The following is a 24,598-nucleotide window of genomic DNA, read 5'->3' as shown; positions in this document are numbered from 1 at the left end:
GCTAAGTGCTCAGGATGACAATTCCTCATTCTGCATTCTAAATTCGCACCGCTTTTTTTCCGTGTTTGACGTACCTAGGCTCGACACTCATTTCATCACTCAACTTTGAAGCCAAAGGTGCATCTTGATTGACATACTTTGAGCTCTTTCTCTTCGCGTAAGGGTTGTCCACCACAGTCGAAACCTGCTCAAAGGTCAGTGAGCAAATCCGCATCCCGGGATAAAGAGCCACTGGCATGACGCCAATGTTTCCGAGTTCCATGACTATTTTTCCTTCCCAACCCGGATCGACCCGAGCCGCCGTGGAGTGAACAATGATTCCCAGTCTTCCCAAACTACTTCGTCCTTCGAGTCGACCAAGCAAGTCATCAGCCAAAGCAATTGATTCCTCGGTAATTGCCAGACAAAACTCCCCTGGCCGCATGATGAAGGCTTCGCTACCAGGAACAGAGATCTCTTTCATCAGTTCTTTGGAAATCGATGGGTTCCTTGGGTCAATATACGGGTATTTGGAATGGTTAAAGATTTTGAAAGTATTGCCCAAATGCAAGTCAATTGAGCAGCTACCAAGCTGTTCTTCAAGAATTGGAGCTGGATCAATGCGGATTTTCCCGCTCTTGAGGTGGAGACGAATGTCTCGGTCAGAAAGAATCATAAAGAGAGGACGGCCCCCACCTTTCACATTGTTTAAATCTGATTAGTGTCTTAAATAGGAAGGCCTGTTGTTTTAATCTGGCCTTGAGTAACCAATCAGAAGAGGTGGGACCTCCTTTGCCTTTTTAATATAGCCGAAAGAAAGTAACTCGAACAAGTCGGTCAAAGTGTATCAAGTGCTTGCCTGGCCAGCTTGGTTGTTGTTTGTAATTTTAATTTGTGTTAATTGACTCTCAAGTGCGCAAATCCGCCGGAAGGGCGAGACGGGAAAGAAAGGAGGTGATCAGGCATGACTACCCTATGTTTGCCAAGGGACTGGACTCTGGTGCGTGTCCAGGAGGATGCCAAGGCAGTTTGGAGGCTCTACCGTCGCGAAAGTCAAGACGACGGTGAGGTGATTGCTTTCAAGCACCGCACCGAAGCTCTCCGGGACATCATCACCAGGGCTACCCGAACCGAAGGAAAACTCCCCCTCGAGGAAGTTACGGAGGTTTTGAAGAGTGTTGCCGCTCAAACGCTCTCCCGAACCTCCCATGCATGAGGCACAAGTCTTGCTAGATCAACACCGCGCACCGCACTGAACGGCTCTGTTCTCACCCCGAGGATCGAGCCGTTCCCCCTTTCAATTAACCTATTTCAATGTCATCCTGAGCAAAGCGAAGGATCTCAGGGTCTTCACCAACCCACACTCGAGACTCTTCACCTGCCTGCCGACAAGGCAGGTTCAGAGTGACAAACGAAGAGTTTGGCTAGAACAAACTTCACAATCGTGAATTTTTGTTGGTATCCTAAACTTGTAAATTAATAAGTTGAAAGTTTTAGAGGATGGGCAGGTAGGTTCTGTTTGATCGCTCCCCCTCCTCTAACCACCTTAGGACTCAACCAGTCTGACTAGGTGAAGGCAGACTTTCCCAAAATCAAACCCAGTCCGATGCTCACAGAGTCGTGGTATGAACTTCCAATCATCCACCTTCAGCTCCTCACGACAGGGTGGACAGTAACACAAGTGAGCAATGTAGGCTTGGTAACGCTTGTGCGGAACTGCTCCACACTTATCCATTCGCCGCAAGGTGGCCTGGATTCCCTTTTTTGCTTCTCTCACCTCCTGACATCCTGCACGTCTTGCCTGAAATATTACTGGTCGAATCCACATACCAAAACCCCTAAGAACCCCACCACCAGGATTTTGGGCTAGCTTTGCTTTGCTTTTTGTCTTCTCCTTTCCTCCACCGTAATTTAGTGGACTCTTTGCCGGCTCGTCTTGAAGTGCTCAGCCAACTTTGTCTGAACACCCTTGACCATTCCGCCATGCTCAAGCAAATAACGAACCGCGGAACGTATCTTCTCTGTCCTCTGCGGATCTATCTTGGCCATCTTTCCTCCCCAAGAACTACCCGCCACAGGTATTTCTAGCAAGCATTATAACACCAGCCCGCTTGTCCTTTGACAAGATCCGGTCAAAGTTGGATAATGCCAAACACTATGGGGAATTTAAGAAACGATCGGCTGCGCCTCACGATCACCATTGCTGCTGTTCTTCTTTTCATCGCAGCGGCTTTTTCAACTCAGTTGATCAAAAATAGCAACGAGACCAAGCTGGGCAACAAGGCAGCTACTCAATCCTCGAAAGAAGCAACCGATTCTTCCAAACCAGCTTCTGGAGCTACCTCAGCAGACACCGACGACCAAAATAACGATGATTCAAGCAATTCAACTGGTTCTGGAACTTGTACGGTGACGAAAAATGGAGTGACGCAGGTGGTTCCTTCTGATTCAGTTGAAGTGGACGAAGCCTCAAGTGGGGATGTCTCTGTCAGTGTGGACTGCCAATCAAGTTCAAGTTCGAACTCAAATGACGGTGCTAGTTCCTATTCAAATAAATCTTCGGTCAAAACCAAAATCAAAGTCGAGGCCAACACATCAAATTAACAAGGTCCGGTGGCGAGAGCTTGAAAGGCTTCATACTCCCACCACCATCTGCAGACCTATCTCCGCTTCTTCCCGCTCTGCCATTTCGTCGTAATCCTCCCCCTCGACCAAATCCAAAGCTTCAACCGCTCGAAGCAGTTTCTCAGGCAGAGCCTCAACGATACTTCGTGAACGGGCTGAGCGTAGTTGAACAAGCACTGGAACAAGACCACGCTTCAGACAGCGTCTCACTGCGTCTCTGACAAGTTTCGTCCCAAGACCACGGCTCCGAAACTCCGGTTCTACGTAGAGAGCAGCGATCTCTGGATCTCGCCTTTCCCAGTATCCAGGAGAGATTAGGGCCAAACCAACGATTCTTCCCGCCCTCTTGGCAACTACTGCCTCATCGCACCAGAGCAAAATGTGACTAGCAAACATGTAGTCGACAGTCTCGGATTTCGACTGGCTCACCCAGTCCCTAACTTCATTCATAGAAGCAATGTGGGTCCTCATCTCACTCCTCCACCAGCGGTTCAATCTCGATCAAGAGCGGGCCACTATCCGACAAGGCTGAGTTCAGAAGTTGATAGGCAGTGAAATAAGAGTCAGAGATCAGACGGCTACTCATCGCACACTCTCCTTATTGATTTTCTTGGAGGAATTATATCCTGCAAGGATACATGACGTCAGGACATATTCCTGACGGATTATAGCACTTGGGGTTAAATTTTAGGCTTCGGCAGCGGGAGCTGTCACTTCGTCAACTGGTGGGGTTGTTTCCGGCTTGGTCCAGCTCATCCATTTACACTTTGGATATCCGCTGCAACCAAAGAACGGTCGGCCGCGTTTGGTTCTTTTTATAACCACTGGATCGCCTGACTCAGGACAGAGGGCGTCGACTTTCTCTTCAAAGGTTTTAGTAAATTTGTGATCAGGGAATTTTTCACAGGCAAGGAATTTGCCGAATCTTCCGTAGCGAATGACGAGTTGATGACCCTCTGGGCACATCTCATCCACAGTCTCAGCTTCAACTTTGACTCGAGCCGCTTTTTCGGCGACAACTTCAAGATGTTTTTCAAAAGGCTGCCAAAAAGCCCTGATCATCTCTTGCCACTTTTCTTTTCCTTCCGCAACCTGGTCAAGCTTATCTTCCATTTCTGCAGTAAATTGATAGTCTACCTCTTGGGCAAAATTTTTGACTAGAAAGTCCGTCACGGCCGTGCCAAGGGGGGTTGGTTTAAACTTTCTTTCAAGAAGTTCAACATAATTACGGTCTTGAATAGTAGAAATGATCGGCGCGTAAGTACTCGGCCGCCCAATACCCTTTTCTTCCAGAGCTTTGATCAGTGAAGCCTCAGTGTAGCGTGGTGGTGGCTCAGTAAAATGCTGGTTTGGCCGCAGGGCTTTGAGATCAACACTATCGCCGATTTTAAGTAAAGGAACGAAGCGTTCATCGAGTTGATCGCCCTCTTCTCGGCCGTAAATTTTTAACCAACCGGCGAATTTGATCATCGCTCCGTTGGCACGGAAGGTGTAGGCGTTTCCCTTGATATCAAGAGCGATTTGGTCGTAAATGGCTTCTCGCATCTGGCTAGCAACCATTCGCTGCCAGATCAATTCGTAAAGCCGCAAGTGGTCACGATCAAGATCATTTTTTAGTGAGTCCGGGACTTTGTCTGCTTGGGTCGGACGGATCGCCTCATGGGCTTCTTGGGCTGACTTGGAAGTGGTTTTGAAAATCCTTGCTTTGTCGGGTAAATATTCCTTACCGATATTTTTTTCCACGTATTTTCTGGTTTGGGTCAGGGCGATTTGGGCAAGATTTACTGAGTCAGTACGGTGATAAGTGATCAAACCCTCTTCATAAAGATCTTGAGCTAGCTTCATCGTTTTTTTCGAAGTAAAGCGCAAGCGGTTGGCCGCCGTCTGAGTCAAGGTTGAAGTTGTGAAAGGCGGGTAAGAAGATTTCTTCAGTTCTTTCTGGGTAACATTGTTGACTTTGTACTCTGCTCCTTCCAAACCTTTAACCACTTCAGCTGCGTCTTTTTGGTTGTTGATAGAGAGTTTTTTGCCGTCTTTTTCAGTTAGGGCTGCTTCAAACTCATCTTTGCCTTTTTTGAAAAGAGCATCAATGCTCCAATACTCAACTGGCTTGAAGACGTCTATTTCTCGCTCGCGGTCAACGATCAGCCGAACTGCTACTGATTGAACTCGACCAGCGGAGAGTCCTTTTTTGACCTTAAACCAAAGAATTGGTGAGAGTTTATAACCCACCAGACGGTCCAAGACGCGACGGGCTTGTTGAGCATCGACAAGCGCCTGATCAATGCTTCTAGGGCTTGTCAGCGCCTGCTCGACTGCTTCTTTGGTGATTTCGTGGAAAACAATTCTTTGGAAATCTTTGCCGTCTTTCTTTTGTTCTCGGATGATTTCGGACAGATGCCAGGCAATTGCCTCTCCTTCACGATCTGGGTCAGTGGCGAGAATAATATTGGCAGCTTTCGCGGTCAGATCTTTTAGATGTTCAACGGTTTTGCGTTTGTCCGTAGGAATGATATAGGTCGGCTCGAAGTTCTTTTCGACCTCAACTCCAATTTTACTTTTCGGCAAATCGCGGATGTGACCCATCGAGGCTTCTATTTGAAAATCTTCTCCGAGAAACCTGCCGAGAGTTCGTGCCTTCGTAGGTGATTCAACAATAATCAGACTTTTGGACATCGCCATTAACTATATCAAAACTTGTAAAGGGTCGGTTTTGCGGGCCCTTCTCAATGGTTCCGTGCGTAGTTCCCATTCCCCAACGACTTAACCTTACCCTGAAGTTCCATGGTTGTAAGCAAAGAAGAAATTTTCGCAGAGTGGAAGGAGGTTCTTCTGGTGATTTCGTCAATATGGACGACCTCATCTTCCAACAAATCAAGAATCGCTTGCTCCTCTTTCGTGTCAGCTTTAATTTCCCTCTCCTGTACATTCTGCATTCTCGATTCTGAATTCATTTTCAGCTCCTCGAGAATATCCCCAACACTCATGACGAGTTTGGCGCCTTGTTTAATCAGCTCGGCCGGACCGGCAGCTAGTTTGGAGTAAATCGGCCCTGGTACAGCAAAGACTTCTCGATTCTGCTCAACTGCAAAACCAGCGGTAATTAAGGTGCCTGAAACTGCACCCGCCTCGGTAACTAGTACCCCCAAAGATAAGCCTGAGATAATCCGATTACGGGCGGGAAAATTTCCAGGAACCGAGGGTACCTCTGGAAAGTATTCCGAAACAACCGCGCCTTTTTCTAAAATTCTTTTTGCTAAAGGAAGGTTTTCTGGTGGGTAAATTCGACTCAGACCCCCACCCAAAACTGCTACAGTTTTTCCTCCTACCTCCAGAGCTGTCTGTGCTGCCAACGAATCCACACCACGAGCTAAACCAGAAACAATGGTGAACCCTTCCCTTACCAAGCCTTTCACCAAGATTTCTGTAACTTCTCGGCCGTAGGAAGTTGGGTTTCTACTACCAACCACTGCAAGTGTTTTTCCTAGGTTTTCCAGCGAGCCACGCACAAACAAAATCGGCGGACAATCATGTATTTGTTTTAGCAGTTTTGGGTAAGTTTTATCTTCAACTGTAACTATCTGTATTCCCCTGCTTTTAACCTCCTCCAACAGCTTTGCCGGGTCCGTCTGTTCTCTACTCTGCAAAAATTGGCTGGCAAGTTTGGATTTGAGAATTTTTTCTAAAGTTTGCCTGGGAAGATTCCAGACTTCTTCTGGATCCTTGAAGTGTTTGAGGAGAAGGTGAAAACGAGCGGGTCCAATTCCTGGGATCGAATACAAAGCAAGGAAAAAAGCTAGCTTTCTATCATCGAGAGCGGACATAACCAAATGTTATCTCTTTGGTACCGAGGATAGCAATAAGGCTGTTCATTTCTGCGCTTGGAGCAACAACCTCGAGACTTTCATCTTCATGACTAGTCTTGATTTGAATTCGATTTATCCCACTTCTTGAGCTTTCGAGAACATCGTATTCGCGCATTTCCGGCCAAGAAAGAGTTCTCTCTTGGTTTCCCTTTTCCGGCAATTGTAGGCTGATCCCCTCTTCGTTGATTTTAAAATGTTGAATTTCGGGGTAATCTCGCAAGGTTCTGACCACTCTCAGAAAACAAAAAAAGGCAACGATCGCAAAAATCAAAGGCAGCAAGCGCAAGAAAAGTTCTGTACTGGGGCTGAGAAAATAAAAATTCATCAGAGTGATAATAAAGAAGAAGATGGGAACGAGAAAAACAATCAGAGCTTGTCCAAGACCGAGATGCTTTTCAACTGTCCATTCTTGTCCCATTTGTCTTAAATTTATTTTAATCTTTTTCAACGGTGCTCAAACCACCACTGCAGAATTTTTTTAACCTCTGGTCCCCAAATTTCTCCTCCGTGAGCATTGCCCCTTTCCACTAAAGTAGTAATGACAATCTCTGGGTTTTTCACCGGTGCAAAGACAGTGTACCAACCATCGATCTTCTTGGCCAGCCCAGTTTCAGCACTCCCAGTTTTCCCAGCCGTAGGAATAGGAAAGTTGTGGAACAAATAACCAGTATTCCCGTCCCCTCTCTGATTACCAATCATTCCGTCTACTATCACTCCCAAAGTTTTTGGTTTGAGGAAATTTTTTCTTTGGTAATCAGCGGTCTTGGTAGGCAGTATCGTGGGACGAAGCAAATTACCACCGTTGGCAATCGCCGAAGTCACACTTGCCAACTGCAATGGAGTAACTAGAGTATCTCCTTGACCAATTGAGACATTGAGGGTTTCTCCTGGATACCACGGCAAACCCTTCGTTTCTTGCTTCCAGGTCGGCGACGGAATCAAACCGGCTGCTTCACCAGGCAGTTCAACTCCAGTTTTTTCTCCGAGTCCAAAAAGGGCAGCGTACTTGTCAATATTATCAACCCCAAGTTTCTGCCCCAGACGGAAGAAGTAAATGTCGTTGGAGCGGGCCAAGGCTCTAGTAATGTTGATTGTCCCATCTGTCCGGTGTTTTTCGCGCCAAAGCCAGTTCTGAAAAGTAATTGTTCCTAGCCGGAGAAAGCCGGTGTCAACAAACTTTGTTTCCGGGCTCACTGTCCCAGTCTCCAATCCAGCCGCCGCCATGACCAATTTAAAGGTTGACCCTGGTGGAAAACCAGAACTCAGTGCGCGGTTGAGCAAAGGAAAGTTCGGATCGTTAAAGAGCCGAGTAAACTCGTTCTGGGTTAAACCCTTGGCAAAGAGATTGTTGTCGAAGCTGGGGAAAGAAACCATGGACAAGATTTCTCCAGTTTTTGGATTCATTGCTACTACTGCTGCCGATTTACCTTTGGAAACTTTCATGGCGTTCTTGACCCGCTCGTAGATAAATTTTTGTAAGTCTGAATCAATACTCAAAGTAATGTCGTTTCCGGAAACCGCCTCAGTGTGGACCAAAGTTCCGGCTCGCTTCCCGCCAGCGTCAACGCGAATCAAATCGTAGCCATTGGCGCCTCGCAACCTGTCCTCAAATGCCGCCTCGGCCCCAACTCTACCCACCTTGTCGCCCGGTTGATAGGCTTTGCTGAGATCTTTTAGGTCCTCTTCTGAAGTCTCAGAGGTATAGCCAATGATCGGAGAAAAGATTTTGGGGGAAAGATACTCACGCAGCGGGTTAATCTCCACCAGGACGCCAGGGAACTTTTCTTCTTGGGCTTGGAGACTGATCGCAGTGGCGTGATCAATGTTACTTCTGATCTGGATCAAATCACTACCATTGCTAGCTTTGATCTTTTTCTCGATTTGACCCGCTCTCACTTTTAAGAGTTTAGCAAGCTCTTTTATTTCTTTTGAGTAATTTTCTGGCCAGCTTTGGGGATCAATCACCACACTAAAGCCCGGCTTGGATTGGGACAGGATTTTTCCGTTACGGTCAAGAATCGCTCCTCGAGGGGCGTGTGTGGTCACAATCCGGACGTGATTTCCTTCAGCCTCATTGAGAAAGCTTCCACCTTGAATTACTTGTAAACTGAAAGCTTTGGCGCTCAAAGCCAAAAAAGAAATGAGGAAAAAGAGATAGAGTGGTAGAACCCGCCAGGGAGAAATTTGTTTACTGGTATACAGGCTCTCTTTCTCTGTCCCCCAAACGATTGACTCTTTGAGTTGATCGTTATCGACCAAACGGCTTTTTCTTTCCGCTTGCTCAATATTTTCAGCAAAGACTGGACCGAGTTTATCTTTTTTCATAAACGAGTAATAAACCGAAACAAGAAACTGTAAGTCAGCTCATAGGCAGGTAAGGCAAGAATCAATATTGAAGCTCGAATAAAGAGGGCGGCGGGCAAATAGTTTTTGATCAGACCGACCATACCGAGAATCAGGCAAAAGGTGAATAGCGTCAAGCCAACTGAGTTGCTGGCCATTAGTGCTAGCAAAGCAGCGCTATAGATAAAGATTGGGAAAACAAAGTAGAAGCCCCTTCGATAAAAAGTAAGTAGCAAATAGCCCAGTATCAAGTTCAAAGGCAGAAAAGTTGTTTGGGCAAGAGCAAAAATAAAAATAATCAGGTAGTGAGAAAAGTTTTTCATTTTCTTTCCATGACAAAGACGGTTTGCAATTCTCCGGCGGGTAGCAAACTCTCAACCTTTGCATTTTGAAAAAGTTCCCGGGAAACTTTTTTGACGGAAGTGATTTTCCCCAGAACCAAGTTTTTCGGATAGTCCGCCTCTCCTGAGGTCAGGACGAGTTCTCCCTCGTTTAATTTATCATCCTGAATCACGTTGGTCAGGTGTGCCTCAGTACCGAACTGACCAGCCAAAACACCCACTGCGCCGGACTGCGTAATAGCCGGAATTTTGGTCTGCGGGTCAGTGATCAAAGCCACTCGACTGGTTCGAGGAGAAACCTCAACCACAGTACCAACGAAAATATTTCTAACGACGACAAGATCTCCTTTCTTAATTTTTTGGTTTTGACCCTGATCAAGGAGCAAACTGTCTCGATTTCCTCCAACCCCAAAGCCGATCACTGAAGCTATTTCTTTTAGCTTTAAGCCAATTTTGGGACTCCCGAGTTGAGCGCGCAAATTTTCGTTTTCTTTTTCCAAAGAACGGATCTTGATGTTTTCGGCTAGCAAGAGGGCATTTTCTCTCTCAAGGGTGGAGTTGCGAGCGTGCAGACCACCAATGGAAACTACCGCGTCAAGACTCTGGGAGAGATTTTGATAGCTGCGGTAAACTGAGAGCTGGATCGGGGTGGAAAGGTAACTTACTACCCCCTTGGCAAAATCAAGTGCTCCAAACCTCTCCAGAAAAATGAGGATCAGCCCAACGAAGAGGATCAGAAAAAACAAACGGATTTTGGAGACAGAGGCAATTAGTTTACTCATAAAATGCTTTTTCCTTTAACGCAGAGCCGTAGAAACTTTCACCGTGCGCAAAAGCTCTCGGTCCTCAAAAACTCTACCTGCTCCCCGTACAACACTAGTCAAAGGATCTTCAATGAGTCGAACCGGAATTTTAGTTTCTTTTTCCAGGGTCTGCGCAAAGCCCGGTAAAAGTGATCCTCCACCCGTCAAAGCAATTCCTGATTCCAAAATATCTCCAAGTAGTTCCGGTGGGGTTTCTTCCAGAGTATCCTTCACCGCCTCAATAATAGTACGAACTGTTCCTGAGATCGCTTCGCGGACCTCTCCGGCGTTGATCATCACCGTGGCAGGCAAGCCGGTTTCTAAATCCCGACCCCGCATCGGAATCTTGCCTTCAACCTTGGCCGGCACAGTACTGCCAGCATTAACCTTTATTTCTTCTGCGGTCCGCTCCCCAAGTAAAAGATTGTAACGGCTGCGAGCGTAATTGATGATATCTTGATCCATCTCATCCCCGGCGACTCGCAAAGACTGGGAAATGACCATTCCCCCAAGAGAAATAACGGCAATTTCTGTCGTTCCCCCGCCAACATCAACGACCATATTGCCGCGTGGCTCCTCGATCGGCAGTTTAGCCCCAAGGGCAGCTGCCATTGGCTCTTCAATCAGAAAAACTTCGCGCGCTCCGGCTTTGACAGCCGCGTCCTGGACCGCCCGTCTTTCGACTTCAGTCACCCCAGAAGGAATACCAATGACGATTCTGGGCCGGGGAATTTTGGGTAAACCACTGCTGCCACCCTCATGAACCTTTTTGATGAAATATTTAAGCAACGCTTCAGCTGCTTCAAGATCGGAAATTACCCCGTCTTTGAGGGGTCTTATGGCATTGATCATCAGCGGAGTTTTCCCAAGCATTCTTTTAGCTTCTTTACCGACGGCCAAAATTTGCTTGGTTTTACGGTGCTGGGCAATGACCGTCGGTTCACGCACGATGATACCTTTACCTTTGACCAAAACCAAAGTGTTGGCCGTACCCAAGTCTATACTGATGTCATGAGAAATTTGTCCGAGTAATTGATCAAATAAATACACGTGCTGTCCCTCTTTGAATCAACAGTGTAGCACAGTTAGAATCAAGAATTAACAATGAATTAGGAATGAAGAATTAAGAATTGTGAGTTGATGTGTTAATATCTTCTCGTGAATTGGACCAAAGTTTACGAGACAACTATTGAAACCTGCTTTTACCTTCTTTTTTTCCTCGTCCCCCTCATTTGGCTTCCGATCAACTACGAACTCTTTGAATTCAACAAAATGGTCCTCACCTACCTGCTGACTGTGGTTATTGTAACTGCCTGGCTGCTGAAGATTCTTGCGCAGCGCTCTTTCAAATTTGTCCGCACTCCTCTTGACTGGCCAATTTTAATTTTTTTGCTGGCTAATTTAATTTCGACTGTCCTCTCCATCGATCCTCACACCAGTCTCTATGGGTATTACTCGCGCTTTAACGGTGGTTTTTTCTCAATCCTCTCTTATAGCCTGCTTTATTTTGCCTTGACGAACAATTTTGATAAAGCTAAAGCTAAAGTTTTAATCTTAGTTGGTCTGGTAAGTGGGGCTTTAGTCGCAGTCTACGGGATCTTACAGCATCCAAACCCCCTCTTTGCTAAACACGTCGGCAACAAGTGGATCAACCACGGCATTGACTACACTTACTGGGCTGAAGCAGTGGAAAGGCGGGTCTTTTCTACTCTGGGACAACCCAACTGGCTCGCTGCCTATTTGGCTATGCTTCTGCCACTCTCTCTAACCCTGATGCTTCTTCTCAAAAAAACTTGGCAAAAAGCTCCTTTTCTCCTTCTTTCACTTACCTTTTACCTAACTATCACCTACACCCTTTCCCGTGGTGGAACTCTCGGCTTGATTGCGACTGGCCTTATCTTTTCTTTGTTTCTAACCCTCTATCGGCAAAGCCTCACCAACCGAATAAAAAGGTTTTTCGGTTTGAGGCTCACTTTGGCTCCAGTTTGGGAGAAAAATTATCTCTGGCTGGCTGCTTTTTTGGTCGCAGTTTTACTTTTGAACTCCAATTTGGGCAATGCTCTCTCCTTGCGGGGGGTCAACCCTTCAACTGAAGCAAGGGGGGAGGAAAAATCAAGTCAGTCTCAACTTGAAATTGACGGGGCGCAAACTGGACGCATTCGTCTGGTAGTCTGGCAAGGAGCTTTTGATATCTTTCGCCACTACCCACTCTTCGGCACTGGAGTTGAAACTTTTGGCTACAGTTACTATCTTTTTCGACCAGCCGAACACAACCAAACTGCGGAGTGGGACTATCTCTACAACAAGGCCCACAATGAGTATTTAAATTACTTGGCAAACACTGGAATTGTTGGTTTAGCAAGCTATTTGTTGCTCATCGGAATCTTCGTTTTTTGGGCAATTCGCTATCTTTTGCAGTCAAAAATGGCTGAAGAGCGCCTCTGGGTGCTGGCCCTTTTCTCTGCTTTTGTTGGTTTCTTGGTCCAAAATATTTTTGGCTTTTCTGTGGTCATCATCGCTCTTTTCTTTTTCCTTTTCCCGGCTCTAGCCTTCCTCATCAGTGACCAAACCAGAAGCACAGATTACTTTGAAAAGTTTGTCAGTAAACACTTGAAGAACCCGCTCAGCCGTCAGCTTTTAACTCTCGTCGCCGTCTTTCTTGGTCTTTACAGCCTCTTTTTCGTCGGAAAAATCTGGCTGGCGGATACTTTTTATGCCCAAGGGGTCACTGTCGATGAGACGGTCAATTACAAAAATCTCAGGCAAGCAGTCTCCCTTTTCCCGGGCGAACCCCTTTACCGCTCTGAACTGGCGCTGGGCGAAGCCAGTTTAGCGGCCGAAGTTGATGACGAAAAGCTCAAAAACGACCTGATTGCTGAAGCTCATGACCTGAACCAAGATCTCGTCCGAGAGCATCCCCATCATACTACCTTGGCCCGGAACAGCCTGCAAACTCTCTATTCTCTAGCTCAGCTCGACAAAAAATACTGGCCTGAGACTTTGCAGGCGGCTGAAAAACTGGGTCAGATGGCTCCGACTGATGCGTCAATTCAGTACAATTTGGCCGTAATTTATCGAGCCGCCGGGGACAAGGAAAAAGCGCTCAAGCAAATTGAAAAAGTCCTCAAACTCAAGCCAGATTATGACGATGCCAAAGACTTACAAAAAAGTTTGATCACAGGCTAAATTTATGGCTGAAAACAAGAAAGATTCTAACTTTGAACCCATTTCCAAAGTAATTCAAGATAAGTTTGGGAAACCCAAAGGCCGAGTCTATGCACACCACGAGTTCCAAGATTTCGGAGTTTACCTCTCTGAGCAGCTTCACGACCCTAAACACAAAGCTCTCTATATCAAGCTTTCCAAGGAAAGGAATCGCTATCTTCTCCACGAAGCCATGGTCTTTGCCATTGGTTACAATACGAAATCGACCAATCGCGGCAAACTCTTCATGTGGAAATTGCAACAACTGGAATCAGAAATTAAAAGTTAGCAATTTCCAAACAAGATGCGATCACTATCAATTTTTAACATCATAGCGGCTTATGTGGAAGCTGAAAGAAATTGAAACAGAAGCAAAAAGGTCTCAAGACGAGTAGTTTCGTAGTGCGTTTTTTTGATTTAACCAACAAAAATCCACGATCGTGAAATTTGTACTACCTGAATGTGCTTAATTCTTTGACCAAAGCTTCATCACCAAGGTCAGAAGTTTCGATTGCCAAAACATGGTTTTCCAGCCCAACTTCCTTCAAAAACTCGCGTAGTTTCTCCAAATTTATATTTTTCCCCACCCAAACACTTTTCTGCCAGCCGACAAAGCCGGCTTCTTTTAGCTTTCTGCGCAGTAGATCCCGGGTCGAGCGGCTTTTTTCAGGAATATCGAAAACGACCACGCAGTAACTGACCTCTCCCTCCTCCATCTGCCAGGGCAAGAGTTTGCTGACTGGCTTGTATTTAAGCATTCTTTCCTTACCAAGGTCAGTTAATTTTAGGTAAGTACCATCATCATTCCAGCTTCGCTCCAACCAACCTTTCTTCTGAGCTCGGGAGAGAGCAATCCGGACTGACTCAGCTTTGTAGGTTTTCCGCAGATCCCCATACATCATTTTGTAGGGGTGGTAAGTAAAGTCGATGAGCTGGACAAGAATGTCATCAATGATCGCCATTGACTAAAATATAAAGTAATTGGTCGGGAAAATGCAACAGTTTTTCACGATCGGAAATTTTGTACTAGCTAAAGGTTAGTTTAATTAATGAATGGGAGAAGATCTTAGGTGGCGGTAAAGGGATAGAACCTCGCACCGCCACCCCGAATCTCTCGTTTTTTTCCCTCAGCTTGTCTTGACCTGCTCACGGTAGTCAACGAGGTGATTCGCCAGAGCGTACTCAGGCGCCTCGGTGATACCATCGTCGGGCAAATCGTGAACATCTGGCCGGCGACGTAGAACGGCCCGAACCTCCCGCATCGCCACCAGCCGATCCGGATAGGACAGCGCCTGCTGAATGCTGGTGTTATCCTTGACCATCTCGAAGATCCTCTGCTCGGCTTCGGTCAGAGCTCTCATGATATTCTCCTTCTGCTCGGTTTCATCCTTGCTCCGAGCTCTTCAACTCATTCTTTGGGAAAGATGAAGGGCGTTACTCCAGTGTAGAAGTAGCGCTGCCGTATCGCCAGTTTGGCAGTTGCCGACATTTGACTGAAAGCTTTGCCGATAACTGTCCCGGGGGCGACAAATTCCAGCCTTCCATCCTCGTGATTCAGAATTAGGAAATCCCTGCGCCAAGCTGCTCCGGAACTTGGAGGTCCCCAATCATCGCTAGGATCGCCTTCCAGAATAACCTTGCCAAGACGGAGCTGCTCGTCTTTGGCAGATTCCAGGATAAAACGACTCCTGAGCGGTTCGTCCGTTCCCGCAAAACCGCTCAAAATCAGAATCGAAGGCACCCATCTACCCTCATCTTGGCTAGGTGAGGGTGTGTAGATGTTCCGAATTGCATCCGGAAGCCCGAGCATACCAGCCAACTCAAAGAAGAGCTGGATTGCCCGACTCGTTTCCCTGAAAACTCTTAGACCTGCCATGTCGATCTACTCCTTTCGGCCCCACGGCCACTACACACATCCCATGGACGGAGTTCCATAGTGATGGCAAACTAGTTTCGAATGAATCGAAAACAGATTGCCAGCACCAAAGTAGGCGGCATCTTAGCATTTTTAGGTATAAAAGTCAAAGGGCTATAGGTTTAAAAGTGAGAAGACCCGCGGGGCGAGTGCGGGTCTTGTTTTGGACAGGGTTAGACGCGTTACTTCAGTTCCTCGACGAGCGGGTTTTCCATCGCTTTCTGAATCAGGCGCTTTACCCCCTCCTGACTCGGAAGAGATGCTGGGTCGAGATTCCAGTTGTTGATTCTGATCTCGATAGTACCGTTGACTCTCCTCCTGGCCCACACTCTAACTGAGTACTTACACGGCTTATCCGGATTCCACCAGTCGAGACGAAGGGTGAACTCCGCCACACGGGGTGGGAAGCGAATCTCAGCAAAGTAGCCGCGTGCATGTGCATATTCGTCACGGATTCGTTTGCATTCATCCATCAGACCTGAGTCGACCAGAACACGTTTGAGATCTTGCCGACCCTCAGAGGTCTGGTCAAGACTTTTTACAATACCCATCTCCGAGCCTCCTTCACTTCTTTCCCAGATTATATCTTAGACAAGCAAACTGTTGAGTCTATTTGCTCTCCCAAGCTATAATAATTTTCGATGTTACTCAACCTTACCAAAAAAACCGATCCAATCTGGAAATACACCTTCAAACCTGTTCCAGTCATTGATGAGAAAGTAAAAAAAATGGTTGCTGATATGCAGGAAACTCTGACCTTCACCGGCGGAGTTGGGCTGGCTGCACCTCAAATTGGTGAAAAACTCAGGCTCTTTATCGTGGATTACGGTGCCCTGAAAGAGACCTTCATCAATCCAAAAATGATAAAAAGGGTTAAAGAGACTGACGAGGGTGAGGAGGGCTGTCTTTCCATCCCCGGCTACCGCGGTATTCTCGATCGAGCAACCGAGATTGTACTGGAATACACCGACATTCGTGGCAAAACCAAGCTGGCTACTTTAAGTGGTTTTTACGCTAGAATAGTTCAGCACGAATACGATCACCTCTCCTCGACCTTCTACGTTGATCACATTGCCGATAAAAAAGAGAATCTCTTGGCCTTTGAGCCGGTTCGGCTTGTTTTCTTTGGCACGCCAGAGTTTGCAGCCACAATTTTGAGATCTTTGATCGGTCAATCAACTGTCGGTGAGTACGAAATTCCCTTGGTAGTAACCGCACCACCGAAGCTCGCCGGGCGTAAGCAAGAAGAAAGAGTCACTCCGGTGGAAGAACTGGCTAAACAGTTTAATATCGCTCTCGAGAAACCAAGTTGGCTCGTGAAAAAAGACAGCTCGGGTAAACGAATAGTTAACGAGGAAATTGTTGCTAAAATCAAAGCCGCCAAGCCCCAGGTAATTGTTGTTGCTTCTTACGGTAAGATTCTTCCTAAAGAGATCCTGGATATCCCTGTCAGTGGCTCTCTAAACGTCCACGGCTCGGTTTTGCCCAAATATCGAGGTGCTAGCCCAATTCAAGCTGCCATTGCCGCCGGAGATCTTTACACTGGTGTCTCGATCATGAAAATGAATGAGAAAATGGACGAAGGCCCAGTCATCATCTCGGCCAAGCAACGGATCAACAAAGACGATACTTTTGAAACTCTGAGCGCAAAGCTGGCTGTAACTGGTTCAAATTTAATTAATCACGTCATTCATCTTTGGGTCAATAAGAAAATAAAAGCTAAGGCGCAGAAACATGAACAGGCAACTTACACAAAAATACTGAAAAAAGAAGACGGTTATGTCGATTTCGGCAATCCCCCGAAGAATTTAAGTAATTTGATTCGTGCCTACCACCCTTGGCCTGGGGTCTGGACAATTTACAGAATTAAGAATGAAGAATTAAGGGTTAAGCTCTTGCCAAAACAGACGGTTCAAGTTGAAGGGAAAAAACCCATTGCTCTCAAAGAGTTCAAGTCCGGACACCCCGATTTCACTCTGACTTGGTAGTTTTGTTGAGTTAAACTTGAGTAATAATAAACACCAATTCAAACTAAAACCCAACAAAACTCCACGATCGTACAATTTGTCCTAGCTAAATGCCAAAGAAAAACGACCCGTTTCCAAGTCGTTTCTCCTCTTCAACAAACCTTACGCAAGATTTTCTGAAGGAAAGGAGCAGTTCCGAGTTTCGGAATCTGGCATTAAAGCAAAGCGCAAGCGCTTTCTCCTACAAAAACTCTCTCTTCTTCGTCCTAGCTCTCCGAGAACAGCGCCTCGCTAGCCAAGAGAACAACAGCAACGGGCACACCGAGGCTGAAACTCACCAGGAGAGGCCAAAAGAGCTCTGAGCCTTCACTGTAAAAGCTCACCAATCCCCAAACCCCGAACGCTCCAGGGAAGGCAAAGGTCAGCAGCCCTACGAAAAGGATTCCCACTCTCGTACCGAATTCCATGTATATCCCTCCCTACTCAGGTCCGCCGATGTTGCAGGGATCGACACGATAGTCCGTCTTGATCACATCAAGGAGCGGTTTACCCTCGACCACAATCGCATCGGGAACCTGGTGACAGAGATCCCAGAACGAGACCTCCAAGTACAAGATCGGGACCTCCCCACAGGTAACGTCGATGAGACGTCCGACCATACCGACGGCTGGACCGAAGATTATCGGGCTGACCAACTGATCCCCCGGCACAACTGACGCCGGATTCACCAGGAACCGGTAGTGCGGTCCCCGAGCGGCATTGGCGATGAGAAACGTGTCGGTGCCCAGAACCGTAAAGTTCGCGATCAGGTTGAGACCCTGATCCTTGCCATCCGAATCCTTGACCGGTGTGATCCGCATCCGATCCCCAAGTTCCACCTCTCCACTGGCGATCTCCTTCACACAGTAGCCAACCGGGCGCGGAGTCGGTAGCGGCGCCACTGTCTGCTGAGCAACCAGCGTGCCGATCGCTGCCTGCTGAGTCGGAGTCTGCTCGTCATCGTATCCACCGTAGACGTCGCAGGCGAAGGCGAAAACGCTGATGGCCACCATGGCCAGTCCGATGAAGATAACTCGACCTCTCATGAGCTGTTCCTTCCTCCGCTTCATACGGATTTCAACTGAATTACCCAACTTGAAAGTCAAAAAATTTATAACCACCAAATCAGGTAATCCAGTAAGGATATTGTATTTAAAGAACTGGCGTAATATAGCATACCGGAGGCTAAAAGTCAAACACTATAGGATCCTCGTAGCTAATATCTTCTAGAGAAGATTAGCTACTGCGAATCCTGCGCTCAAGCATAGTCTGACACTTAGTTTTTGGAAACGCAGAGCGCTTTAGCGATCTATTTGCTTGATCTTGGGTTAGGGAGAGGGTCGGTCGGGGGACGCGACCCTCGGTTGTGTGGTTTGGAGTTTCTTCTCTACCTCTTCTTCGACACCCTCTTCTCAGCATTGCGCTCGCGGGGCAGGTGTGGCTTGGAGACTCGGATCAGGCTCACTCGTAGGCTGTGACGTAGCAGTGACGGTTCTCCCGGAAAGCTGGTTCGAGACGGAGTACGAACATTCCAACTGGCCACATGCCAGTCGCCGATCCCTCTGACAGGTAGGTCGCGGCCCTCAATCCGATGGCCACGCTCTTGAGTAAAGCTGAACGAGACAGCTGTCTTCTTGCCGTCAGGTCTCCCACCAACAACGACGCAGACCTCGTTCTTGCCGATCTTTCCCAACCCCCAGAACCAGTTGGGATTGCGTGGGTCGTTCTGCCGCAGGAGAAGATTGCGCATCTTTTCCCCATTGACGGCCACGGCCACGGTCATTACCTGTAGCTCTTGTTGATCCATAACACACTCTCCTTCTATGCTGTAGTTGGAGGGATTCTATACTTTTGTTTGGGGAAATTGCAAATTAGCTCGCGGGGACTGCTTCTGGCTCAGAGGTAGTTTCAACAATATCTTCAATATCTTCGGCTTTCAGCTCGCCCCCCTTTTTGGTTTCTTTTACTTCTTTTTTGGGTTCGTGAACTTTCGCTTTGGGACTTTCCTTCACATCTTTAACAACTACCATATCAGCCGTTGGCTGGGTGTATGGATAAGCAGCCCGCATGATGCGGACACATTTGGTGCAGTAGCGAGCGGTCACTCTCTTGCCTCCAATGTAAAGGCTAGTCAAGTGAAGATTCGGCAAACTGCGTTTTTTGGTTCGGCGGTGAGAGTGGGAAACATTCATCCCCACCTGCAGACCTTTTCCACAACGTTCACAAATATACATAAAATTTAGAAAACTAAAAATGTCATTCTGAGCGGGAGCGAAGAATCTCAGATCCTTCATTTCATTCAGGATGACCAGTTCGCGTGAGATTGTAACATAGCTTGCCAAGAAATGTATACTTAAGCTTGTATGCTCAACGGTTTAGCTAGTGGTAATCTCTCGGAAATATTTTTAAATTTGAGCCTTGCTATTGGTGCTTTGGCTCTCTCAATCAGCCTCCATGAGGCGGCTCACGCCTGGGTGGCTGATAAACTCGGTGATCCAACGGCGCGAGCTCAAGGACGGGTCAGTCTGAACCCTATTAACCACATTGACCTTTTCGGAACCATCATTTTGCCTTTGATTTTAATTTTGCTACAAACCGGTTTCCTCTTTGGTTGGGCCAAGCCAACTCCATTTAACCCCTGGAATTTGAAGAATCCGCGCCGCGATGCAGCCCTCATTTCCCTCGCCGGACCAGCCTCCAACTTTCTTCTGGCGGCTCTTGCGGGTCTAGGCTATCGTTTCTTCAGTTTTAATCTTTATACCGAGTCGATTTTCCTTCTTTTAATTATTTTAAATTTGACTCTGGCCTTCTTTAACCTCATTCCTATCCCTCCACTAGATGGTTTCAAAGTCGTAACAGGAGTTTTACCGAAATCCATAGCTGCGCAATGGGCAGCTATGGAACAGTACGGTCCGATCCTTTTGCTCGGACTTTTTTTCTTTGGTGGCTACTTCATCACTCCGATTCTCGGCTTTTTGGTTCGTCTCTTCCTCAACATCATTGCCGGGGGCTAGCTTGTCTCTTTGAATTTTTCACAAATTGTGCTATAAAAAAGTTGCCCTACAAGGAGAGTGGCTGTAAGCAATTCTTCTTTGTTAAATTTCCACATTCGGGCAGACTCGGAGTGCGCCTATCCCTTGGGCTAGGAGCCAGAGTTCCCACCTAAAGATGCGGAGGATTGACTCAGTAATCTAACTTGCTAGGGCAGAAATCATTTGGTTTCGAGGGCTACAAAAAGGACTAAGCGTTTGGCTTGGCCTTTTTTGTTTTCTCCCAACTCTTTATTCGCAGCAAGCCTATTTAATCATTCCAAAGATACCAAGATCAAGCCAATAGATCGCTAAAGCGCTCTGCGTTTCAGAAAAACTTAGTCGTCAGACTATGCTTGAGCTCAAGACACGCAGTAGCTGGTTTCCGGTAGGAAACATCAGCTACTAGTGTCTTATAGTAATTGACTTTAGGTCTTATTTATGCTATAATTTTTAGTATCAATCAAGCTCCCGTAGAGGGATTCATGCAGCACTTAGGAGGTGCACACTTGAAGCTCTTTTCCATTCTCGGTGTTTTGGTCTTTCTCGGCATCTTCGCGACCTTCGTCTCGACCGGGACCACCTCGGCGGCCGGCGGCCCGCCGTCCCAGCGCACCTCGACGCAGATCGTCCAGGTCAGGGGCGACGACGACGTCTTCGCTCTGGTCCGGGTGACCAGCCGCGAAGTGCCCTCTGGGGTGGTGACCGCTCTCTCGACCGGGACCACCGTGAGCTACGAATTCCGTGTCTTGGTCGTCAGCGGCCTCACGGAAGGCTACGTCGGTCTCGCCTCCGGCAAGAACGGTGAGTGTCCCTGCGCCAGTTTCGGATCCACTCACTTCACGCTCTCCCACCACAAGGTGGTTCAGAGCAAGTACGGCAGTGGTACCTGGGACAACTCTCTCGCCGGCCCCTGCTCCGCCGTCATCGAGAACGCGGACAGACAGATCGTCGCCACCGGCAACTTGCGAAGCAAGACCTGCTGAACGACGGCCGAGAACACATGGAAAGAGCAAAGGGCCCCCGCACAGACATTTTCGCGGGGGCCCTTTCTCATTTCTCAGCCCTTTTTGAAAAATTAAAAGGTTTTTTTAAGTAGAACAAATTGTACGATCGTGGAGTTTTGTTGGCTCTTTTGCTTTTACTTCTTAGTCAATTGCCGCAAACAAAACTCTTTGCTATAATTCATCCTCGATTCACCTGGCTGGCTCAGTGGTAAGCAAAGCTTGCCGCCTCGCCAGTCTTACGCCGACATGGCTCAGTGGTAGAATGCTAGAGCATTCTGCGTCCATTGGACTTAGAGCGCTTTTGGCCTGGATGGCTCAGTGGTAGGATGCTAAAGCATCCTGTGCCCCGACTTAGTCGGGGCTTAGAGCACTTAACAATTTTCAATGTTTGCCGACATGGCTCAGAGGAAGAGCGCGTTCTTGGTAAGAACGAGGTCCTGGGTTCGAGTCCCAGTGTCGGCTCCAGAAAAGTGGGGGTCAAAGATGGCGAAGCCAGCGCAGAACGCGCAGCGGTCTATCCCCACTCCAGGCTCCAGTTATAATAAACTCAAGTTTTGTGCCGAGGTGACAGAGCGGTCAATTGTACCTGACTGTAAATCAGGCGCCTTTACGGCTACGGAGGTTCGAATCCTTCCCTCGGCACCAATTTGTAAATAGTTCCCGGCACATGTGCCGTCCTAGCTCAATGGTAGAGCAGCTGTTTTGTAAACAGCAGGTTGTCGGTTCGAGTCCGACGGACGGCTCCAAAACTAAAACAGCTGAAAGTGGGTGCGTATTTCGCGAGAGCGAAATCAGCAAGCGTAGCTTGAACATTCCTCTCTCGGCTCCAGAAAATTTGACTGAGCAAGGTAAACTATAGAAACGAGGTTTTTTAAAAATGGCAAAAAAAGGTAAAAGAATTTTGATCAATCTTGCCTGCTCCGAGTGCAAGAATCAAAACTACACAACTGAAAAGAACAAAATCAACGACCCTGAAAGAGTGGCCTTTAACAAATTTTGTCAGCATTGTCGAAAAGTCACCCCTCACAACGAAGTTAAAAAGTAAATTTTCATTGAATTTAAACTGAAAATAAGTTAAAATCCGCCTTACCTAGTTAGGCTTAGGCCCGTAGTTAAATGGTATAACAGCGGTCTCCAAAACCACTATTGGGGGTTCGATTCCCTCCGGGCCTGCCAAAAGTAGTTCGACTTTTGCGTTAGCAAAAGCAGCAACCGAAGGTTGCACCTCCGACCGCCCCTGCCAATAAATTTCTTACACACCCAATCCTTTTTGACTACAAGATGTCTTTCGGTTAAAATGGCAACCTATTTAGGATTTTTCTCCTAGTAAGCTTTGACCCTAAAGTTTTCTAGGGAAAACATCCCCACACTCCCACTGCTCAAAACAAACTGGAGAGATGGTCATGAAGGTTTTCGTTCTGAACACTGGTGGCACCATCGGAATGGTTGGCCACCCTCTGCGACCCGCCCTGACTGCGGCTGAGCTGTACAAGGGTTTGAAGGTCCCTGGAGATACCCAACTCGAACTGAAGGAGTTCTACAGACTCCAGGATAGCACCAACATTCCACACTCGGATCGAATCCAGATGTGTCAGGAAATCGCCTCCGTCTATCAGGACTACGACGCCTTCGTCGTACTCCACGGCACTGACTCACTGGCGGAAACGACTGCCGTCTTCTGCATGGTTTTCAAACAGACCTTGCAAAAGCCCGTCTTGGTGATCGGCTCTCAAATGTCGCGAGAAGAGCCTGGTACTGATGCCGTCATGCAACTGGAGAATTCGTTGCGCCTAGCTGCTTCCTTCGTTCGCAAGGGGGTCGTCGGTGTCTACACGGTGTGTGTTGGCGACGTCTTCGACGGCAGCCGTCTCAAGAAACAAAGGGAGAGCGACCCAAACTACGTTGACAGTCCGGGTAGACCACCGGTTGCCCATGTCTGGCCAAGAATCATGCACCTTGATGGTCTGAAGCATCGTGACGCTGCTTTGGCCATTCAAGGACTACGTCTTGACACGATCTACGAGCGACGAGTCTGGTCGCTTTCCGAAGCGCGGCGGGACACCAACCCAATTGGGCTGAGGATCATCGTCGACTCTGGCGAATACAAAGGGATTATCATCCAATGTAAGGGTGCCGGTCAGCTTTCGGACCAACCCTGGGAAGATGCAGAAGGCAAGCAAACCTGTTCCTGGATCGAAGCGGTAAAATACGCTACCGACCGAGGCGTCTATTGTGCTATCCTCTCACCTTTCCAAGACGGTCGGGTCATCTTGACTCGCTACGAACTTGGTCAGAAGCTGAAGGACGCGGGTGCTCTCAGCTTGGAAAGCCTGACTCCCGACATGGCTGACTTCAAGTTCCGCCAGGCCCTCGGTATTTTTCCTGACGACCCCGCAAGGATCCAAGAGTTCCTCTCGGCCAACCTCGTCAATGAACTCTTACCCGGTCTGGAAGACGAGCGTTAAGAAGAAAAGAGGGAGCAGCGTAGGCGACATTTTCGAACCTCGCCTACGCTCCCCAAAAAATACTCCTTGTTTCTAAAAAGATTTCCGTTTAATATTGCACTCATGGAAGAAACTTCGGAACCAACTAGCAGAGCAGAAAACCCCGCTTCCGCACCAGTGCCGGAAAGGCAGTCTTCCCCACCACCCACCCCGCCAACTCAAACACCTTACCCGGCTTTGCGAAAAGAATCGTCTGGTAATTTTTTTACTAACCGCTTAGTCCAAATTCTCGGGGCAATCCTCCTTGGTATAGCAATTTTTCTCAGTATAATTTTCTTTATTAATCAATCGAAAAAGACCCGCTCGAACAAATCTACTACGCAAGCAACTGAGTCTGCAAAAGCCCAACCAAAAAAAGAGGAGAAACCAAAGACTTTGGGCTATGTCAAATCAGTTGATGGGCTCAACCTTCGAGAGGAACCTACCACTGCTTCCCGTCTCATTCAAACTCTACCCAACGGAACCACAATGGAGATTATTTCCGAGCAGGACAAGTGGTACTTGGTTGAGGCGACTACTCGCGGCTATGTCGCCAAAAAGTATGTGACAAGCAAAAAACCCAAAGTTGCTCTTAAGATTTATTCTTTTGACGAGCTCAATTTCAAGTTCATTTACCCAGAAAGTTACAAAATCGAGCTCTCCGAGGGCGATCCAAATACCTTTCAGTTTTCCGCTGGTGAGTCCTCCGGTGGTTTTGGAGTCAGAAAAGAAAAATCTGGCATTTCTCTTTCAGGCTATTTAGCTTCCCAATATCCGAAGGCGACTGCTTCGGTTTGCGACATCACTTTCGGCAATGCCCGCGAGTGTCGTAAGGTCAAAAACGGGGACGAGGAATTTTACATGGTCAATGCTTCCGGTAGTATTTTGAAGTTCACAATTTTGGTTGCCTACGGCAATTTCCCATTGGATTTCACCAACACAATCGTCCGCTCGATGTATTTCCCTGAGTAAGCACATTAAAGATAGATTTTACCCT

26 protein-coding genes, 4 tRNA genes and 1 pseudogene are annotated in these 24,598 nt (G+C 47.4%); 13 read left to right on the top strand and 18 right to left on the bottom strand.

Translation table 11 applies throughout. The features are described 5' to 3' along the window. Positions 1-37 precede the first annotated feature (37 nt). Positions 38-655 carry a dCTP deaminase gene (gene dcd, locus Q8P13_01595; protein MDP2671133.1) on the bottom strand — a complete coding sequence of 206 codons (618 nt, stop codon included), beginning with the start codon at positions 653-655 and terminating at the stop codon, positions 38-40. A gap of 288 nt (positions 656-943) precedes the next feature. Here dcd and Q8P13_01590 point away from each other — a divergent pair, with 288 nt between their 5' ends. Beyond that, positions 944-1,195: a hypothetical protein gene (locus tag Q8P13_01590; protein MDP2671132.1), complete on the top strand. Its 252-nt coding sequence runs from the start codon at positions 944-946 to the stop codon at positions 1,193-1,195. A 695-nt stretch (positions 1,196-1,890) separates the two neighbouring features. Here Q8P13_01590 and Q8P13_01585 read toward each other — a convergent pair. Next, a complete protein-coding gene (locus Q8P13_01585; protein MDP2671131.1) occupies positions 1,891-2,070 on the bottom strand; it encodes a hypothetical protein in 180 nt (59 codons plus the stop codon). A 54-nt stretch (positions 2,071-2,124) separates the two neighbouring features. On the opposite strand from Q8P13_01585, the gene Q8P13_01580 reads away from it, so the two are divergent. Continuing rightward, a complete protein-coding gene (locus Q8P13_01580; GenBank protein ID MDP2671130.1) occupies positions 2,125-2,583 on the top strand; it encodes a hypothetical protein in 459 nt (152 codons plus the stop codon). Between the two features lie 30 nt (positions 2,584-2,613). Here the strand turns inward: Q8P13_01580 and Q8P13_01575 are convergent, their stop codons facing one another. From Q8P13_01575 to Q8P13_01540, 8 genes are all read right to left on the bottom strand, one after another. Then, positions 2,614-3,075: a GNAT family N-acetyltransferase gene (locus tag Q8P13_01575; protein MDP2671129.1), complete on the bottom strand. Its 462-nt coding sequence runs from the start codon at positions 3,073-3,075 to the stop codon at positions 2,614-2,616. Between the two features lie 216 nt (positions 3,076-3,291). Further along, positions 3,292-5,280, bottom strand: a complete 1,989-nt coding sequence (gene topA, locus Q8P13_01570) for a type I DNA topoisomerase (protein ID MDP2671128.1) — start codon at positions 5,278-5,280, stop codon at positions 3,292-3,294. A 50-nt stretch (positions 5,281-5,330) separates the two neighbouring features. After that, positions 5,331-6,428 carry a DNA-processing protein DprA gene (gene dprA, locus Q8P13_01565; GenBank protein MDP2671127.1) on the bottom strand — a complete coding sequence of 366 codons (1,098 nt, stop codon included), beginning with the start codon at positions 6,426-6,428 and terminating at the stop codon, positions 5,331-5,333. Continuing rightward, positions 6,412-6,888 (bottom strand): SoxR reducing system RseC family protein, encoded by a 477-nt coding sequence (locus Q8P13_01560; protein MDP2671126.1) that lies wholly within the window; start codon positions 6,886-6,888, stop codon positions 6,412-6,414. Before Q8P13_01560 ends, dprA begins: the two co-directional genes overlap by 17 nt. Before the next feature lie 26 nt (positions 6,889-6,914). Further along, complete coding sequence (gene mrdA, locus Q8P13_01555) at positions 6,915-8,795, bottom strand: penicillin-binding protein 2 (GenBank protein MDP2671125.1); 1,881 nt, start codon at positions 8,793-8,795, stop codon at positions 6,915-6,917. Then, complete coding sequence (locus Q8P13_01550; protein MDP2671124.1) at positions 8,792-9,136, bottom strand: hypothetical protein; 345 nt, start codon at positions 9,134-9,136, stop codon at positions 8,792-8,794. Before Q8P13_01550 ends, mrdA begins: the two co-directional genes overlap by 4 nt. Next, entirely contained in the window at positions 9,133-9,936 is an 804-nt protein-coding gene (mreC, locus tag Q8P13_01545) for a rod shape-determining protein MreC (protein MDP2671123.1), read from the bottom strand. The genes Q8P13_01550 and mreC overlap by 4 nt, the downstream gene beginning before the upstream one ends. A gap of 15 nt (positions 9,937-9,951) precedes the next feature. After that, positions 9,952-11,007 (bottom strand): rod shape-determining protein, encoded by a 1,056-nt coding sequence (locus Q8P13_01540; GenBank protein ID MDP2671122.1) that lies wholly within the window; start codon positions 11,005-11,007, stop codon positions 9,952-9,954. A 108-nt stretch (positions 11,008-11,115) separates the two neighbouring features. On the opposite strand from Q8P13_01540, the gene Q8P13_01535 reads away from it, so the two are divergent. Then, the gene (locus Q8P13_01535) at positions 11,116-13,143 is read left to right on the top strand and encodes an O-antigen ligase family protein (protein MDP2671121.1); all 2,028 of its coding nucleotides are present in this window, start codon (positions 11,116-11,118) and stop codon (positions 13,141-13,143) included. Between the two features lie 4 nt (positions 13,144-13,147). After that, a complete protein-coding gene (locus Q8P13_01530) occupies positions 13,148-13,450 on the top strand; it encodes a hypothetical protein (protein ID MDP2671120.1) in 303 nt (100 codons plus the stop codon). Between the two features lie 163 nt (positions 13,451-13,613). Here the strand turns inward: Q8P13_01530 and Q8P13_01525 are convergent, their stop codons facing one another. From Q8P13_01525 to Q8P13_01510, 4 genes are all read right to left on the bottom strand, one after another. Continuing rightward, the gene (locus Q8P13_01525; protein MDP2671119.1) at positions 13,614-14,123 is read right to left on the bottom strand and encodes a hypothetical protein; all 510 of its coding nucleotides are present in this window, start codon (positions 14,121-14,123) and stop codon (positions 13,614-13,616) included. Between the two features lie 165 nt (positions 14,124-14,288). Continuing rightward, on the bottom strand, positions 14,289-14,522 hold the full coding sequence (locus Q8P13_01520) for a hypothetical protein (protein ID MDP2671118.1): 234 nt from the start codon (positions 14,520-14,522) through the stop codon (positions 14,289-14,291). Positions 14,523-14,569: 47 nt separating this feature from the next. Then, positions 14,570-15,037: a hypothetical protein gene (locus Q8P13_01515; protein ID MDP2671117.1), complete on the bottom strand. Its 468-nt coding sequence runs from the start codon at positions 15,035-15,037 to the stop codon at positions 14,570-14,572. Positions 15,038-15,258: 221 nt separating this feature from the next. Beyond that, a complete protein-coding gene (locus tag Q8P13_01510) occupies positions 15,259-15,627 on the bottom strand; it encodes a hypothetical protein (protein ID MDP2671116.1) in 369 nt (122 codons plus the stop codon). 90 nt (positions 15,628-15,717) lie between these two features. Here Q8P13_01510 and fmt point away from each other — a divergent pair, with 90 nt between their 5' ends. Continuing rightward, positions 15,718-17,064, top strand: coding sequence for a methionyl-tRNA formyltransferase (gene fmt, locus Q8P13_01505; protein ID MDP2671115.1), 1,347 nt, complete (start codon positions 15,718-15,720; stop codon positions 17,062-17,064). 458 nt (positions 17,065-17,522) lie between these two features. Here the strand turns inward: fmt and Q8P13_01500 are convergent, their stop codons facing one another. From Q8P13_01500 to Q8P13_01490, 3 genes and pseudogenes are all read right to left on the bottom strand, one after another. Beyond that, positions 17,523-18,176: a hypothetical protein gene (locus Q8P13_01500; GenBank protein ID MDP2671114.1), complete on the bottom strand. Its 654-nt coding sequence runs from the start codon at positions 18,174-18,176 to the stop codon at positions 17,523-17,525. 293 nt (positions 18,177-18,469) lie between these two features. After that, a complete protein-coding gene (locus Q8P13_01495; GenBank protein ID MDP2671113.1) occupies positions 18,470-18,889 on the bottom strand; it encodes a hypothetical protein in 420 nt (139 codons plus the stop codon). 265 nt (positions 18,890-19,154) lie between these two features. Next, positions 19,155-19,316: pseudogene (locus Q8P13_01490) on the bottom strand (bL28 family ribosomal protein). Between the two features lie 129 nt (positions 19,317-19,445). Here Q8P13_01490 and Q8P13_01485 point away from each other — a divergent pair. Then, positions 19,446-20,096 carry a site-2 protease family protein gene (locus tag Q8P13_01485; protein MDP2671112.1) on the top strand — a complete coding sequence of 217 codons (651 nt, stop codon included), beginning with the start codon at positions 19,446-19,448 and terminating at the stop codon, positions 20,094-20,096. Positions 20,097-20,605: 509 nt separating this feature from the next. Here Q8P13_01485 and Q8P13_01480 read toward each other — a convergent pair. Continuing rightward, positions 20,606-21,127 (bottom strand): hypothetical protein, encoded by a 522-nt coding sequence (locus Q8P13_01480; protein ID MDP2671111.1) that lies wholly within the window; start codon positions 21,125-21,127, stop codon positions 20,606-20,608. Between the two features lie 381 nt (positions 21,128-21,508). On the opposite strand from Q8P13_01480, the gene Q8P13_01475 reads away from it, so the two are divergent. From Q8P13_01475 to Q8P13_01445, 7 genes are all read left to right on the top strand, one after another. Beyond that, a tRNA-Thr gene (locus Q8P13_01475) sits at positions 21,509-21,583 on the top strand. Between the two features lie 93 nt (positions 21,584-21,676). Next, positions 21,677-21,763: transfer RNA gene (locus Q8P13_01470), tRNA-Tyr, on the top strand. Between the two features lie 26 nt (positions 21,764-21,789). Beyond that, positions 21,790-21,864 (top strand) — tRNA-Thr (locus Q8P13_01465). A 131-nt stretch (positions 21,865-21,995) separates the two neighbouring features. Beyond that, positions 21,996-22,163 carry a 50S ribosomal protein L33 gene (gene rpmG / locus Q8P13_01460; GenBank protein MDP2671110.1) on the top strand — a complete coding sequence of 56 codons (168 nt, stop codon included), beginning with the start codon at positions 21,996-21,998 and terminating at the stop codon, positions 22,161-22,163. Between the two features lie 57 nt (positions 22,164-22,220). Next, positions 22,221-22,294 (top strand) — tRNA-Trp (locus Q8P13_01455). 227 nt (positions 22,295-22,521) lie between these two features. Continuing rightward, complete coding sequence (locus Q8P13_01450) at positions 22,522-23,583, top strand: asparaginase domain-containing protein (GenBank protein ID MDP2671109.1); 1,062 nt, start codon at positions 22,522-22,524, stop codon at positions 23,581-23,583. Positions 23,584-23,685: 102 nt separating this feature from the next. Next, entirely contained in the window at positions 23,686-24,573 is an 888-nt protein-coding gene (locus Q8P13_01445; protein MDP2671108.1) for an SH3 domain-containing protein, read from the top strand. Positions 24,574-24,598 lie beyond the last annotated feature (25 nt).

The sequence above is a fragment of the bacterium genome (assembly GCA_030704665.1).
In the GTDB taxonomy this organism is placed as follows: Bacteria; Patescibacteriota; Microgenomatia; order Woykebacterales; family RBG-16-39-9b; genus JAUYID01.
Note: the sequence above shows the minus strand (reverse complement) of the source record. Positions and strands in the feature narration are given on the sequence as shown.

Coding starts and splice junctions, on each gene's coding strand:
- Q8P13_01580 (MDP2671130.1), top strand. CDS start 2,125: ATGCCAAACACTATGGGGAATTTAAGAAACGATCGGCTGCGCCTCACG.
- fmt (MDP2671115.1), top strand. CDS start 15,718: ATGTTACTCAACCTTACCAAAAAAACCGATCCAATCTGGAAATACACC.
- mrdA (MDP2671125.1), bottom strand. CDS start 8,795: ATGAAAAAAGATAAACTCGGTCCAGTCTTTGCTGAAAATATTGAGCAA.
- Q8P13_01525 (MDP2671119.1), bottom strand. CDS start 14,123: ATGGCGATCATTGATGACATTCTTGTCCAGCTCATCGACTTTACTTAC.
- Q8P13_01520 (MDP2671118.1), bottom strand. CDS start 14,522: ATGAGAGCTCTGACCGAAGCCGAGCAGAGGATCTTCGAGATGGTCAAG.
- Q8P13_01530 (MDP2671120.1), top strand. CDS start 13,148: ATGGCTGAAAACAAGAAAGATTCTAACTTTGAACCCATTTCCAAAGTA.
- Q8P13_01550 (MDP2671124.1), bottom strand. CDS start 9,136: ATGAAAAACTTTTCTCACTACCTGATTATTTTTATTTTTGCTCTTGCC.
- Q8P13_01485 (MDP2671112.1), top strand. CDS start 19,446: ATGCTCAACGGTTTAGCTAGTGGTAATCTCTCGGAAATATTTTTAAAT.
- Q8P13_01450 (MDP2671109.1), top strand. CDS start 22,522: ATGAAGGTTTTCGTTCTGAACACTGGTGGCACCATCGGAATGGTTGGC.
- Q8P13_01560 (MDP2671126.1), bottom strand. CDS start 6,888: ATGGGACAAGAATGGACAGTTGAAAAGCATCTCGGTCTTGGACAAGCT.
- Q8P13_01445 (MDP2671108.1), top strand. CDS start 23,686: ATGGAAGAAACTTCGGAACCAACTAGCAGAGCAGAAAACCCCGCTTCC.
- Q8P13_01575 (MDP2671129.1), bottom strand. CDS start 3,075: ATGAGGACCCACATTGCTTCTATGAATGAAGTTAGGGACTGGGTGAGC.
- mreC (MDP2671123.1), bottom strand. CDS start 9,936: ATGAGTAAACTAATTGCCTCTGTCTCCAAAATCCGTTTGTTTTTTCTG.
- dprA (MDP2671127.1), bottom strand. CDS start 6,428: ATGTCCGCTCTCGATGATAGAAAGCTAGCTTTTTTCCTTGCTTTGTAT.
- Q8P13_01495 (MDP2671113.1), bottom strand. CDS start 18,889: ATGGATCAACAAGAGCTACAGGTAATGACCGTGGCCGTGGCCGTCAAT.
- dcd (MDP2671133.1), bottom strand. CDS start 655: ATGATTCTTTCTGACCGAGACATTCGTCTCCACCTCAAGAGCGGGAAA.
- topA (MDP2671128.1), bottom strand. CDS start 5,280: ATGTCCAAAAGTCTGATTATTGTTGAATCACCTACGAAGGCACGAACT.
- rpmG (MDP2671110.1), top strand. CDS start 21,996: ATGGCAAAAAAAGGTAAAAGAATTTTGATCAATCTTGCCTGCTCCGAG.
- Q8P13_01590 (MDP2671132.1), top strand. CDS start 944: ATGACTACCCTATGTTTGCCAAGGGACTGGACTCTGGTGCGTGTCCAG.
- Q8P13_01515 (MDP2671117.1), bottom strand. CDS start 15,037: ATGGCAGGTCTAAGAGTTTTCAGGGAAACGAGTCGGGCAATCCAGCTC.
- Q8P13_01510 (MDP2671116.1), bottom strand. CDS start 15,627: ATGGGTATTGTAAAAAGTCTTGACCAGACCTCTGAGGGTCGGCAAGAT.